The 13,751-nt window shown below is 62.5% G+C and carries 12 protein-coding genes; 9 read left to right on the forward strand and 3 right to left on the reverse strand.

Annotated elements, in window-relative coordinates:
- Positions 1-203: DUF3619 family protein (locus tag HV675_RS25705; protein WP_175114271.1), on the reverse strand; the 203-nt coding region annotated here is incomplete at its 3' end.
- Positions 200-763: an RNA polymerase sigma factor gene (locus HV675_RS25710; RefSeq protein ID WP_175114272.1), complete on the reverse strand. Its 564-nt coding sequence runs from the start codon at positions 761-763 to the stop codon at positions 200-202. The genes HV675_RS25710 and HV675_RS25705, both read right to left, overlap by 4 nt.
- A 515-nt stretch (positions 764-1,278) precedes the next feature.
- Here HV675_RS25710 and HV675_RS25715 point away from each other — a divergent pair.
- From HV675_RS25715 to HV675_RS25740, 6 genes are all read left to right on the forward strand, one after another.
- Positions 1,279-3,042: an acetolactate synthase 3 catalytic subunit gene (locus HV675_RS25715; protein WP_175114273.1), complete on the forward strand. Its 1,764-nt coding sequence runs from the start codon at positions 1,279-1,281 to the stop codon at positions 3,040-3,042.
- Between the two features lie 123 nt (positions 3,043-3,165).
- Positions 3,166-3,657: an acetolactate synthase small subunit gene (gene ilvN / locus HV675_RS25720; protein ID WP_175114274.1), complete on the forward strand. Its 492-nt coding sequence runs from the start codon at positions 3,166-3,168 to the stop codon at positions 3,655-3,657.
- Between the two features lie 117 nt (positions 3,658-3,774).
- The gene (gene ilvC / locus HV675_RS25725; RefSeq protein ID WP_175114275.1) at positions 3,775-4,791 is read left to right on the forward strand and encodes a ketol-acid reductoisomerase; all 1,017 of its coding nucleotides are present in this window, start codon (positions 3,775-3,777) and stop codon (positions 4,789-4,791) included.
- A gap of 144 nt (positions 4,792-4,935) precedes the next feature.
- The gene (locus HV675_RS25730; RefSeq protein ID WP_175114276.1) at positions 4,936-5,574 is read left to right on the forward strand and encodes a phosphatidylserine decarboxylase; all 639 of its coding nucleotides are present in this window, start codon (positions 4,936-4,938) and stop codon (positions 5,572-5,574) included.
- Positions 5,575-5,594: 20 nt separating this feature from the next.
- A complete protein-coding gene (gene pssA / locus HV675_RS25735) occupies positions 5,595-6,476 on the forward strand; it encodes a CDP-diacylglycerol--serine O-phosphatidyltransferase (RefSeq protein ID WP_175114277.1) in 882 nt (293 codons plus the stop codon).
- A 551-nt stretch (positions 6,477-7,027) separates the two neighbouring features.
- Positions 7,028-8,572 carry a 2-isopropylmalate synthase gene (locus HV675_RS25740; RefSeq protein WP_175114278.1) on the forward strand — a complete coding sequence of 515 codons (1,545 nt, stop codon included), beginning with the start codon at positions 7,028-7,030 and terminating at the stop codon, positions 8,570-8,572.
- A 169-nt stretch (positions 8,573-8,741) separates the two neighbouring features.
- Here HV675_RS25740 and HV675_RS25745 read toward each other — a convergent pair whose 3' ends face one another.
- A complete protein-coding gene (locus HV675_RS25745) occupies positions 8,742-9,251 on the reverse strand; it encodes a hypothetical protein (RefSeq protein ID WP_175114316.1) in 510 nt (169 codons plus the stop codon).
- Positions 9,252-9,600: 349 nt separating this feature from the next.
- On the opposite strand from HV675_RS25745, the gene rpsO reads away from it, so the two are divergent.
- From rpsO to HV675_RS25760, 3 genes are all read left to right on the forward strand, one after another.
- Positions 9,601-9,870 (forward strand): 30S ribosomal protein S15, encoded by a 270-nt coding sequence (gene rpsO / locus HV675_RS25750; RefSeq protein ID WP_175114279.1) that lies wholly within the window; start codon positions 9,601-9,603, stop codon positions 9,868-9,870.
- A 517-nt stretch (positions 9,871-10,387) separates the two neighbouring features.
- Entirely contained in the window at positions 10,388-12,532 is a 2,145-nt protein-coding gene (gene pnp / locus HV675_RS25755) for a polyribonucleotide nucleotidyltransferase (RefSeq protein ID WP_175114280.1), read from the forward strand.
- Between the two features lie 118 nt (positions 12,533-12,650).
- Positions 12,651-13,667, forward strand: coding sequence for an NAD(P)H-quinone oxidoreductase (locus HV675_RS25760; protein ID WP_175114281.1), 1,017 nt, complete (start codon positions 12,651-12,653; stop codon positions 13,665-13,667).
- Positions 13,668-13,751: the final 84 nt, after the last annotated feature.

The following is a 13,751-nucleotide window of genomic DNA, read 5'->3' on the forward strand; positions in this document are numbered from 1 at the left end:
GCCAGCAGCCCCGCCGGGCCGGACACCAGCACCGGCACAAAGGCCGGCGCGCGCACGGCTTCGGGCTTTTTGCGCGCGAGCGCGTTGCGGCGCGCGGCAGCGAGCCGGTCGACCGTGACGGGCGGGATGCGGGCGGCGCTTTCATCGAGCGCACGGCGCACTTGCCACACGAACTCGATTTCTTTATCGGGAGCGGAGCTCATAGCGTAATTCCTTTGGCCTTGAGCGCCTGGGCCAGCGTGTGCGTGGCTCGCGAGCAGTGGGTCTTCACACTGCCTTCGGAGCAGCCCATCGCGGCGGCAGTCTCGGCGACATCCATGTCTTCCCAGTAACGCATCAGAAACGCCTCCCGTTGACGTGCCGGCAACCGTTGGATTTCCTCATCGATCAACTGCAGAATCTGCTCGCGCGCGAGCTTTTCTTCGCCGCTTTCCGCGCCGATCGTGCTTTCCTGCGCATCGATCGTCTCGAGCGGGTCGAATTCGTCGTCATCCGCGCTCGCCAGCGACGAGAACAGGCTCACCCACGTATTGCGCACCTTCTGGCGGCGGAAATAGTCGTGCGTCGCGTTCTGCAGAATACGCTGAAACAAAAGCGGAAGCTCGGCCGGCGGACGGTCGCCGTACTTTTCGGCGAGCTTGATCATGGCGTCCTGCACGATGTCGAGCGCGGCGTCGTCGTCCCGCACGGCGTAAACCGTCTGCTTGAACGCGCGCCTTTCGACGCCCGCCAGAAAATCGGCGAGTTCTTTGTCTGATGCCATCCGTGCTGAGTGGGCGTTGCGGTCGTGCGGTGGATCCGTGAGAGAAGCGGCCGGAAAAATGCGAATGGAGCGGCCGAAAAATATCGTAAAACTCGCGGATGCTAACAAAATTTGGCGGCAGCCGGGGGAAATCGGGCAGCGTCATCGCAAACTGCGAACAAATAGCGGGCAAACGTTTGACAAAGTGTGTCGGGCGCGCGGTCAAACGGGAAGCCGGTTGCCGCATCGTGAAAAGCGGGCCGCCGAGGTCCGCGCTTGCCTATTGTTTCCCCTCGATTGCGCGCGTTGCCCGTTGTTGCCCGCCGTTGCCGATCCGATGCGTGGTCCGGAAATATTTTCTTGACCGAACGGTCACTTCCCGCTATCGTCGCAGGTTCGCAATATAAGTGACTAGTCTCATTTGAGGCGGACCCAAGAAGTCCGCCAGTCAAACTGGACGCGCCGCTTGAACCCGAGCCACAAGCCCGGCAGAGAGCACCCGATCAATTTTTTGCCGAAAATTCGAAAGGTGAACGATGAATATGCCCAGCGCGGAATTCTCCACGTCGGATACCACTCCCCATCACGAAGCTGATTCGATCGGCGGCACCGTGCTCATGAAGGCACTGGCCGACGAAGACGTCGAATTTGTCTGGGGCTATCCCGGCGGCTCGGTACTCTACATCTACGACGAGCTTTACAAGCAGGACAAGTTTCAGCACGTGCTCGTGCGTCACGAGCAGGCCGCGGTCCACGCGGCCGATGCGTATGCGCGCGCGACCGGCAAGGTCGGCGTCTGCCTCGTGACCTCCGGCCCCGGTGTCACCAATGCGGTCACCGGCATCGCGACCGCCTACATGGATTCGATCCCGCTCGTCGTCATCAGCGGCCAGGTGCCCACCGCCGCGATCGGCCAGGACGCCTTCCAGGAATGCGACACGGTCGGTATCACGCGGCCCTGCGTGAAGCACAACTTCCTCGTGAAGGACGTGCGCGAGCTTGCGGCCACCGTCAAGAAAGCTTTCTATATCGCGCGAACCGGCCGGCCCGGTCCGGTGCTGATCGACATTCCGAAAGACGTGTCGAAGGCGCCATGCGAGTACGAGCCGGTCAAGACCGTTGCGCTGCGCTCCTACAACCCGGTCACGAAGGGCCACTCCGGCCAGATCCGCAAGGCCGTGTCGCTGCTGCTGTCCGCGAAGCGTCCGTATATCTACACGGGCGGCGGCATCATCCTCGCGGATGCGGCGCGCGAGCTGAACCAGTTCGCCGATCTGCTCGGCTACCCGGTCACCAACACGCTGATGGGCCTCGGCGGCTACCGCGCGAGCGACAAGAAGTTTCTCGGCATGCTCGGCATGCACGGCACCTACGAAGCGAACATGGCCATGCAGCACTGCGACGTGCTGATCGCCATCGGCGCGCGCTTTGACGACCGCGTGATCGGCGACCCGGCGCACTTCGCGTCGCAGCCGCGCAAGATCATTCATATCGACATCGACCCGTCGTCCATTTCGAAGCGGGTGAAGGTCGATATTCCGATCGTCGGCGACGTGAAAGAGGTGCTGAAGGAACTGATCGAGCAGCTGCAGACCGCTGAGCATGGTCCCGACACCGAGGCGCTCGCCGCGTGGTGGAAGGACATCGAAGGCTGGCGCTCGAAAAATTGCCTGAAGTACGACCGCAAGAGCGAAATCATCAAGCCGCAGTACGTGGTCGAAAAGCTGTGGGAGCTGACCGACGGCAACGCGTTCGTCTGCTCGGACGTCGGCCAGCACCAGATGTGGGCCGCGCAGTTCTATCGCTTCAACAAGCCGCGCCGCTGGATCAACTCGGGCGGTCTCGGCACGATGGGCTTCGGCCTGCCGGCCGCGATGGGCGTGAAAATCGCGCATCCGGACGACGAAGTGGTGTGTATCACCGGCGAAGGCTCGATCCAGATGTGCATCCAGGAACTGTCGACGTGTAAGCAATACGACACGCCGGTCAAGATCATCTCGCTGAACAACCGCTATCTGGGCATGGTGCGCCAGTGGCAGCAGATCGAATACAGCAAGCGCTATTCGCATTCGTATATGGATGCGCTGCCGGACTTCGTGAAGCTGGCCGAAGCGTATGGCCATGTCGGCATGCGCATCGAGAAGACAGCGGATGTCGAAGGCGCGCTGAAAGAAGCGCTGCGTCTGAAGGATCGCACGGTGTTTCTCGATTTCCAGACCGATCCGACCGAAAACGTCTGGCCGATGGTTCAGGCCGGCAAGGGCATCACCGAGATGCTGCTCGGTTCGGAAGATCTATAACGGCGCCGGTTTCGACTGTCGCAGCCGGCTTCGCCACGCGCGCCTTCACGAAAGGCGCAATGCGAGCGGAGCGGCGCGGCCGGTGCGGATAAATCGATACATCGACATCTGGAAGAAGCAATCATGAGGCATATCATTTCTGTGCTGCTGGAGAACGAACCGGGCGCGTTATCGCGCGTCGTCGGCCTGTTTTCGGCACGCGGCTACAACATCGAAACCTTGACGGTGGCGCCGACCGAAGACCGTTCGCTGTCGCGCATGACCATCGTGTCCATTGGCTCGGACGACGTGATCGAGCAGATTACGAAGCATCTGAACCGCCTGATCGAGGTGGTGAAAGTGGTCGACCTGACCGAGGGCGCCCACATCGAGCGCGAGCTGATGCTGATCAAGGTACGCGCGGTCGGCAAGGAACGTGAGGAGATGAAACGGATGGCGGATATTTTCCGCGGCCGCATCATCGACGTCACGGAGAAGACCTACACGATCGAACTGACGGGCGCGAGCGACAAGCTCGACGCATTTATCGAAGGGCTCGATGCGACTGCGATTCTCGAGACGGTCCGCACGGGCGGCTCGGGTATCGGACGCGGCGAACGCATTCTTAAGGTTTGACGTAGCCGGATTCGCTACATTTATTGATTGTGGCCATCCGCATTTCCTGTGTATGGCCGCAGCAAAAGCGCAACATTTGACTTCACCGTATTCACCGTTTATCGCCAAGGAACAGACATGAAAGTTTTCTACGACAAGGACGCCGACCTCTCCCTGATCAAAGGCAAGCAGGTCACGATCATCGGCTACGGCTCGCAAGGCCATGCGCACGCACTGAACCTGAAGGACAGCGGCGTGAAGGTGACGGTCGGTCTGCGCAAGGGCGGCGCTTCGTGGAGCAAGGCCGAGAACGCGGGTCTGACCGTGAAGGAAGTGGCGGAAGCCGTGAAGGGCGCCGACGTCGTGATGATGCTGCTGCCCGACGAGCAGATCGCCGAGGTATACAAGAGCGAAGTGCACGCGAACATCAAGCAGGGCGCGGCGCTCGCCTTCGCGCACGGCTTCAACGTGCACTACGGCCAGGTGATTCCGCGTGCGGATCTCGACGTGATCATGATCGCGCCGAAGGCGCCGGGTCACACGGTGCGCAGCACGTATTCGCAGGGCGGCGGCGTGCCGCATCTGGTCGCGGTGGCGCAGGACAAGTCGGGCGCGGCGCGCGATATCGCGCTGTCGTACGCGGCGGCCAACGGCGGCGGCCGTGCCGGCGTGATCGAGACGAACTTCCGCGAAGAAACCGAAACCGACCTGTTCGGCGAACAGGCGGTGCTGTGCGGCGGCACGGTGGACCTGATCAAGGCCGGCTTCGAGACGCTGGTGGAAGCGGGCTACGCGCCGGAAATGGCGTACTTCGAGTGCCTGCATGAACTGAAGCTGATCGTCGACCTGATCTACGAAGGCGGCATCGCGAACATGAACTACTCGATCTCGAACAACGCGGAGTACGGCGAATACGTGACGGGTCCGCGCATCATCACGGAAGAAACGAAGAAGGTGATGAAGGATGTGCTGAAGGACATCCAGACCGGCGAGTACGCGAAGAGCTTCATCATCGAAAACCGCGCGGGCGCGCCGACGCTGCAGTCGCGCCGCCGTCTGACGGCCGAGCACCAGATCGAACAGGTCGGTGCGAAGCTGCGCGCGATGATGCCGTGGATCGCGAAGAACAAGCTCGTCGATCAGTCGAAGAACTAAAGCGGGCGGCGGGCGTGTTCCCGCTTGCCGCCGCGCGGTGCATCCGCTGTACTGCGCGTCCTCACGAAGCCGTCCAGGCGTGCTGAACCCTGGACGGCTTTTGCTATCCTATGGTTTTACAAAAACACTGAAGCCATCCCATCCATGAATTACCCTCATCCGATCATCGCGCGCGAAGGCTGGCCGTTTATCGCAATTGCCGTTGTCGTGGCGCTGTTGGTCCATGCCTTTCTGGGGTTCGGCATTGCGTGGCTGTTCTGGTTGCTCGTCATCTTCGTGGTTCAATTCTTCCGCGATCCGGCAAGACCCATTCCGACGCAGCCCAATGCGGTGCTGTGTCCCGCCGACGGGCGCATCGTCGCCGTCGAAACCGCGCACGATCCCTACGCGAATCGCGAAGCGCTGAAGATCAGCGTGTTCATGAACGTGTTCAACGTGCATTCGCAACGCTCGCCGGTCGATGGCGCGATTGCGAAGGTCGAATACTTTCCGGGTTCTTATCTGAATGCCGCCGTCGATAAAGCGTCGCTCGAAAATGAGCGCAATGCGCTCGTGATCGAAACGGCGAGCGGCGCGACGGTCACCTCGGTGCAGATCGCCGGGCTGATCGCGCGGCGCATTCTGTGCTACGTGCGGGCGGGAGAGCCGCTCACGCGCGGCCAGCGCTACGGCTTTATCCGCTTCGGCTCGCGCGTCGACGTCTATCTGCCGATGGGCAGCCGGCCGCGCGTGTCGATCGGCGAGAAGGTGGCCGCGTCGTCGACCGTTCTGGCCGACCTGTAAAGCGGCGCAGGGAGACCCCGATGGCCCTCAAACCGCGTCGCCCCCGTACTGGCGCAGCGCCGCAAGCGCGGCCGATCCGACCGTTTCGCCGCAACAAGCCGGCTGGCGACCCGGTGCCGGGCGTCATCGAAAGCCGGCGCGCCGCGCGTCAGCAATTCCTGCGCAAGCGCGGCATCTACCTGTTGCCGAACGCGTTCACCACCGCAGCGCTCTTCTGCGGCTTTTTCGCGGTCGTGCAAGCGATGAACGTACGCTTCGAAGTCGCGGCCATCGCGATCTTCGTCGCGATGGTGCTCGATGGCATGGATGGGCGCGTCGCGCGTATCACGCATACGCAAAGCGCGTTCGGCGAACAGTTCGACAGCCTGTCGGACATGGTGTCGTTCGGTGTTGCGCCGGCGCTCGTGATGTACGAGTGGGTGCTGAAGGACCTCGGCCGCTGGGGCTGGCTCGCGGCGTTCGTCTACTGCTCGGGCGCGGCGCTGCGTCTTGCGCGCTTCAATACGAATATCGGCGTGGTCGACAAGCGCTTTTTCCAGGGCATGCCGAGCCCGGCCGCCGCCGCGCTGATCGCGGGCTTCGTCTGGCTCGCGACCGATAATCGCGTACCGTTGAAGCTCGGCTGGCTGCCTTGGGTCGCATTCGCACTGACGGTCTATGCGGGCGTGACGATGGTGTCGAACGCGCCGTTCTATAGCGGCAAAGCGCTCGATATCCGGCATCGCGTGCCGTTCGCGGCGACGCTGTTGATCGTCATGCTGTTCGTGCTGGTGTCGTCCGATCCGCCGTTGATGCTATTCGGCCTCTTTGTGCTGTACGGGCTGTCCGGCTATGTGTTCTGGGGGTATCAGGCGCTGCGCGGACGCAGTAATCCGGCGCGCTCGTCGCAGCGGCAGTCCTAGCGCCGGACCTGGCTCGCGAGGCGGGCGCTGATCAGCGTCCGCCGGCAAAACAGGCCGTGAGTTGCCGCACGTTGGTCGTGCAGCGCACGCTGTTGCGAATCCCCTCGGCCTATGCGTTATCCGGCACGGCTGCCGGCGATTATCGCCGGCGGCTGTTTCATTCGCCGTTTTCATGAGCTGTTTTCATTCGCCGTTTTCATTTTCAATCGACGTATTTGGCGCTGGCTATGCCGTCTGTCGCCGCGCCGTTTCTGCGCAAGGCGGAACGCGTGACACAGGCAATCGGCCGGTCACGGGCGGTTCTGCGCGCGCTTATCGTGAATTGCGCGAATCGGCGAATCTCGCTATAGTCGCTGGCATGGCACTTTCCAAGTTCCCCTTCCTGTTTCTTCAAGCCGGCGCGCTACTACGCTCGCTAGCTTCGGCGCGCCTGTCGCGCTGACCGTTTTCGCCCTCCGTCTGCCTCGTACGTGTTAGCGTCGCCAGCCGGTGGCGCAAACAGCCGTATTCCTTTTCGATTTGAATTGACCGGATCCCCCAGGAGACCTGAGATGGCAGACAAACTGATCATTTTCGACACGACGTTGCGTGATGGCGAGCAATCGCCCGGCGCGTCGATGACGAAAGAAGAGAAAATCCGTATCGCGAAACAGCTCGAGCGGATGAGGGTGGATGTGATCGAAGCGGGTTTTGCCGCGAGCTCGAACGGCGACTTCGATGCGATCCACACAATCGCGTCGACGATCAAGGACAGCACCGTGTGCTCGCTGGCGCGCGCGAACGACAAAGACATTCAACGCGCCGCCGATGCGCTCAAACCTGCCGACCACTTCCGCATCCACACCTTCATCGCGACGTCGCCGCTGCATATGGAGAAGAAGCTGCGCATGACGCCGGACCAGGTGTTCGAGCAGGCGAGGCTCGCGGTGCGTTTCGCGCGCAAGTTCACCAACGACGTCGAGTTCTCGCCGGAAGACGGCAGCCGTTCGGACATGGACTTCCTGTGCCGTGTGCTCGAGGCGGTGATCGCCGAAGGCGCGACCACGATCAATATCGCCGATACGGTCGGCTACGGTGTGCCGGAGCTGTACGGCAACCTGGTGAAGACGCTGCGCGAGCGTATTCCGAACTCCGATAAAGCGGTGTTTTCGGTGCACTGTCACAACGATCTCGGCATGGCCGTCGCGAATTCGCTGGCGGGTGTGCAGATCGGCGGCGCGCGTCAGGTCGAGTGCACGGTCAACGGCCTCGGCGAGCGTGCGGGCAATACCTCGCTCGAAGAAATCGTGATGGCGGTGAAGACGCGCAAGGATTACTTCGGGCTCGAGGTCGGCCTCGATACCACGCAGATCGTGCCGGCATCGAAACTGGTTTCGCAAATCACGGGTTTCGTCGTGCAGCCGAACAAGGCGGTGGTCGGCGCCAACGCGTTTGCGCATGCTTCCGGCATTCACCAGGACGGTGTGCTGAAGGCGCGCGACACCTATGAAATCATGCGCGCGGAAGACGTGGGCTGGGCTGCGAACAAGATCGTGCTCGGCAAATTGTCGGGCCGCAATGCGTTCAAGCAGCGTTTGCAGGAACTCGGCATTGCACTGGACAGTGAAGCCGAACTGAACGCTGCGTTCACGCGCTTCAAGGACCTCGCGGACCGCAAGGCCGAGATTTTCGACGAGGACATTATCGCGATCGTCACGGAAGAGTCGCTGCAGGCGCAGGAAAAGGAGCACTACAAGTTCGTGTCGCTTGCGCAGCGCTCGGAAACGGGCGAACAGCCGCAGGCGCGTATCGTGTTTTCGGTGGAAGGCAAGGAAGTGACCGCGGAAGCGCGCGGCAACGGACCGGTCGATGCGACGCTGAATGCGATCGAAAGCGAAGTGGGCAGCGGCGCCGAGTTTCTGCTGTTCTCGGTGAATGCGATCACGACCGGCACGCAGGCGCAAGGCGAGGTGACCGTGCGGCTGTCGAAGGCGGGCCGCGTGGTCAATGGCGTCGGCACCGATCCGGACATCGTCGCGGCATCGGCGAAGGCATATATCGCGGCGCTCAACCGGCTGTATGCAGGCGCGGACAAGCTGAATCCGCAGCGGTCGTAACTGCCTCTGTTTGTCGCGCGAGCGTTCGTGGCGCGCCAGCTTTCTTGGCTGCCGTCTCTCGCTGCTTCTCTCGCATCAAGCGGCAAAAAACAAACCCCGTGCGGCCTGCCGGCCTCACGGGGTTTTTCATGCCGTCGCTAGTTGGCGCAGCCGTGCCGCACCGCGGCGTTCAGAAGAAACCGCGGTGATCCGGGTCGTGCAGCGGATCCGGCGTCTTCTGCGTGAGCCGCAGAATGCCCTGATCGTCGAAGTAGAAGCTATACAGCATGTACCAGACGTTGTCCTCGTAGTACCGGTAGGTCCACACTTCGCGCTTCATCAGCGGGAAATAGGCGGTTTCCTCGGGCCGGCCGAAGTTGACGAGCACGTCGGCGCGCGTCCACTTGCCGATTTCCGCGCGGTAGAACTCGTTGGGCTGCAGCACCTGACGCACGCTGACGATCTTGCCGTTCGCGTCGATGTCCGCGGCGGTCGTGTACTCGCCCATCGGCTGCGTCGGCCACATCAGCCGCTTGCCGCCGTTGGGCAGATCGTAGACCTCGCGCGGCGGCCCGAGGCGGGCGATCACCGTCGACTGGTCGGCGCCGGCCTGATAGCCTTGCCACGGCTGCGCGCAGCCGGCCAGCGCGAGCGCGCCCGCGCAGGCGAGCAGCGCCCGCTGTGCACGCGTGCGCCGCATGAGCGCGCGCAAGAGACGCGCGCAGGCGATTGAAAGGCGATTGAACATGAGTCACTCCGAATGCGGTTTTGCGGTTATTTCTATCGTACGGATGCATCATTTTGACATGCTGTGCGGTGAAAGAATTTCAAACCGCGTAGCAATTCAGCGGCGCGCGGTGCGCTTGCGACCGTGTGCGACCAGCGTGCTACCCACGGTCGCCGGCCGCACACCGGCCCGCCGTCGCCCGCTTCAACCGGCCCGAAAGGCCGGTTCTCCGGGCTTTTACGCTGTGCTACAATACGCGCTTCGTCGTAACCCACGGCACGGCCCTTCTTCCGTGACCGCCTGTTGAATCAAAGGAAATCAAATGACTGTTGCTGAAATCAAGAAATCCGACGTCGTTGCGCAATTCGCTCGCGGCGCTAATGACACCGGCTCCCCCGAAGTGCAAGTTGCGCTGCTCACGTCGCGCATCAACGAGTTGACTTCTCACTTCAAAGCCCACACGAAAGACCATCACAGCCGCCGTGGTCTGCTGCGCATGGTGAGCCGCCGTCGCAAGCTGCTCGACTATCTGAAGGGTAAGGACGCCGATCGTTATCGCTCGCTGATCGAGAAGCTGGGTCTGCGCAAGTAAGCGGGTCGTTTTTCAGCAAAGTGCCTGTGTCAGTTCCGCTGATGCAGGCATTTTGTTTTTGAACGGTACGCAGCGTTCAACCATGCGAATGCGAATGCCTGAGACGTCGTTACTCCTGCTTCGCCTCGCGTGCATCGGCCAGTCGCCCGTTATCGCAAACCATAACGTCGGGTAACTTCCGATAACGTCGTGAAACGCGGCGACATCGCGGCACGTTCGAATGCGGCCGCGAAAATCGGCGGACGCGGCGGGCGACAGCGGTCGCCGGCGGCGGCCAGCGGGAAAAGTTGAAAAAACGGCGGCAGCAGCGGCGGCACGCAATGGGCGCCGCGATAGCAGTCAGCAGCAAGAGCAATCGGGCTGCAGGGAAGGGCGCTGTGTCATTCCAGCGGTTCGCGCGAGCACCGCGCGACTCTCTGGAATGGCATAACACTCCTCTTCCCCTGCGGTGCCGGTTCGGGTGTTGCCGTGGCGCATCGGCGCTCGCGGCATGACGAAAAGATCAATGGAGGACAAATTGTCTATGTTTAACAAGATCGTCAAAGAATTTAAGTGGGGGCAGCATACGGTTCGCCTCGAAACGGGCGAAATCGCCCGTCAGGCAGGCGGTGCGGTGCTCGTCGATATTGAAGATACGGTTGTGCTCGCGACCGTCGTCGGCGCGAAGACCGCCAAGCCGGGTCAGGACTTCTTCCCGCTGACCGTCGACTACATCGAGAAAACCTACTCCGCCGGCAAGATTCCGGGCGGTTTCTTCCGTCGCGAAGGCCGTCCGTCGGAAGGCGAAACGCTCATCTCCCGCCTGATCGACCGTCCGCTGCGTCCGCTTTTCCCGGAAGGCTTCTATAACGAAGTGCAGGTCGTCATCCACGTGATGTCGATCAACCCGGAAGTGCCGGCCGACATTCCCGCGCTGATCGGCGCATCGGCGGCGCTCGCGGTATCGGGTCTGCCGTTCAACGGCCCGGTCGGCGCCGCGCGTGTCGCGTACCTCAACAACGAATACGTGCTGAACCCGACGCGCTCGCAGATCAAGGAGTCGCGTCTGGACCTGGTGGTCGCCGGTACCGAGCGTGCGGTGCTGATGGTCGAATCGGAAGCGGACCAGTTGCCGGAAGACGTGATGCTCGGCGCGGTCGTGTTCGGCCACGAGCAGATGCAAACGGCGATCGACGCGATTCACGAGCTGGTGCGCGACGGCGGCAAGCCGGAGTGGGACTGGCAGCCGGCGCCGAAGAACGAAGCGCTGATCTCGCGCGTCAATGAGATCGCGTACAACGAACTGCTTGGCGCGTATCAAACGCGTGACAAGCAGGCGCGTTCGGCGAAGCTGAAGGAAATCTACGCCGCGACCTCCGCGAAGCTCGAAGCGGAAGCGCTCGCATCGGGCGCCGCGGCGGCCGATAAGGCGACGGTCGGCAACGTGCTGTTCGACATCGAAGCGAAGATTGTCCGTTCGCAGATCCTGAACGGCGAGCCGCGCATCGACGGCCGCGACACGCGCACGGTGCGCCCGATCGAGATCCGCACCGGCGTGTTGCCGCGTACGCACGGCTCGGCGCTCTTCACGCGTGGCGAAACGCAGGCGCTCGTGGTCGCAACGCTCGGCACCAAGGGCGATGAGCAGATCATCGACGCGCTCGAAGGCGAGTACCGCGACCGCTTCATGCTCCACTACAACATGCCGCCGTTCGCAACCGGCGAAACCGGCCGCGTCGGTTCGCCCAAGCGCCGCGAAATCGGCCACGGCCGGCTCGCGAAGCGCGCGCTCGTCGCGTGCCTGCCGAGCGCCGACGAATTCGGCTACTCGATTCGCGTCGTCTCGGAAATCACCGAGTCGAACGGCTCGTCGTCGATGGCATCGGTCTGCGGCGGCTGTCTCGCGCTGATGGACGCCGGCGTGCCGATGAAGGCGCACGTCGCGGGCATCGCGATGGGTCTGATTCTCGAGGGCAACCGGTTTGCGGTGTTGACCGACATTCTCGGCGACGAGGACCACCTCGGCGACATGGACTTCAAGGTGGCCGGCACGGCTGACGGCGTCACGGCGCTGCAGATGGACATCAAGATCCAGGGCATCACGAAGGAGATCATGCAGGTCGCGCTCGCGCAGGCGAAGGAAGGCCGCATGCATATCCTCGGCAAGATGACTTCGGCGGTCGCCGGCGCGAATACGCAACTCTCCGAGTTCGCGCCGCGCATGATCACGATCAAGATCAATCCGGAAAAGATCCGCGACGTGATCGGCAAGGGCGGTTCGGTGATCCGCGCGCTGACCGAAGAAACCGGCACGACCATCGATATTTCCGATGACGGCGTCGTGACGATCGCGAGCACCAGCGCCGAAGGCATGGCCGAGGCGAAGAAGCGCATCGAGAACATCACGATGGAAGTCGAAGTGGGCCAGGTGTACGAAGGCACCGTGCTCAAGCTGCTCGACTTCGGCGCGATCGTGAACATCCTGCCGGGCAAGGACGGTCTGTTGCATATCTCCGAGATCGCGAACGAGCGCATCAAGGACATCAACGACTACCTGAAGGAAGGTCAGCAGGTGAAGGTCAAGGTCATCCAGACGGATGAGAAGGGTCGGGTGCGGCTGTCGGCGAAGGCGCTGTTGAACGATGGCGCTCCCGCCCAGCCCGAATCCTCGCCGCAGCAGTAACAGCGTGTCGAGCAAACGGCCGGCAGCGTGAATGCGCGCCGGCCGTTTTTCATGTAGGGTGGATTGCATTGAGAACCCGCAGTTTTCAGCGCAATCCCCACCTTTGGAGACGACAGCGATGAAAGCGATCGAAATTACCGAGTTCGGCGCGCCGGAAGTGTTGAAACTGGCCGAGCGTCCGATGCCGGAACCGAAAGCGGGTGAAGTGCTGATCAAGGTCGCGGCGTTCGGCGTGAATCGTCCCGATGTATTCCAGCGCAAGGGTGCGTATGCGCCGCCGCCTGGCGCGTCGGATCTGCCGGGGCTCGAGGTGGCGGGAGAAATTGTCGGCGGGACGATCGACGCGAAGCACAATCCGTTCGGCCTGAAAACGGGCGACCGCGTGTGCGCGTTGATGGCGGGCGGCGGCTACGCGGAGTTTGCCGCGGTGCCGCTCGCGCAGTGTCTGCCGGTGCCGAAGGGGCTCACCGATGTCGAGGCTGCGTCGCTGCCGGAAACGTTTTTCACGGTCTGGAGCAATGTGTTCGACCGTGCGCTGCTTGGCAAGGGCGAAGGCGGCGCGAACGAAACGTTTCTCGTGCAGGGCGGTTCGAGCGGCATCGGCGTGACGGCGATCCAGATCGCGCATGCGCTTGGCTTTCGCGTGTTCGCGACGGCCGGCTCCGATGACAAATGCCGCGCCTGCGAGGCGCTGGGCGCCGAGCGGGCGATCAACTACAAGACGGAAGATTTCGTCGAAGTGGTGAAGTCGTTGACGAACGACCGCGGTGTCGACGTGATTCTCGACATGGTCGCGGGCAGCTATGTCGCGCGTGAGCTGAAGGCGCTCGCGGACGGCGGCCGTCTCGTGGTGATCGCGCTATTGGGCGGCGCGAAGTCGGAAGTGAACATGAACGACGTGCTGCGCCGGCGGCTCACCATCACCGGTTCGACGCTGCGTCCGCGGCCAGTCGAGTTCAAGGCGAGAATCGCCGCGCAGCTGAAAGAACGCGTGTGGCCGCATCTCGAAGACGGCACGATCAAACCGGTCGTGCATCGTGTGTTTCCGGCCGAAGCGGCTGCAGACGCGCACGCGTTGATGGAGAGCAGCACCCACGTCGGCAAGATCGTGTTGAATTGGGGTGCCAACGCCTGATTCATCGCGCCGGCGCGCTGCGGGTTGGGCCTGTCAACCTGCGTTTGACCCATGTTTGGTCCGGGTTTGACCCATGCGCGCCGC

The sequence above is a fragment of the Paraburkholderia solisilvae genome, from assembly GCF_902859875.1.
Lineage (GTDB): Bacteria > Pseudomonadota > Gammaproteobacteria > Burkholderiales > Burkholderiaceae > Paraburkholderia > Paraburkholderia solisilvae.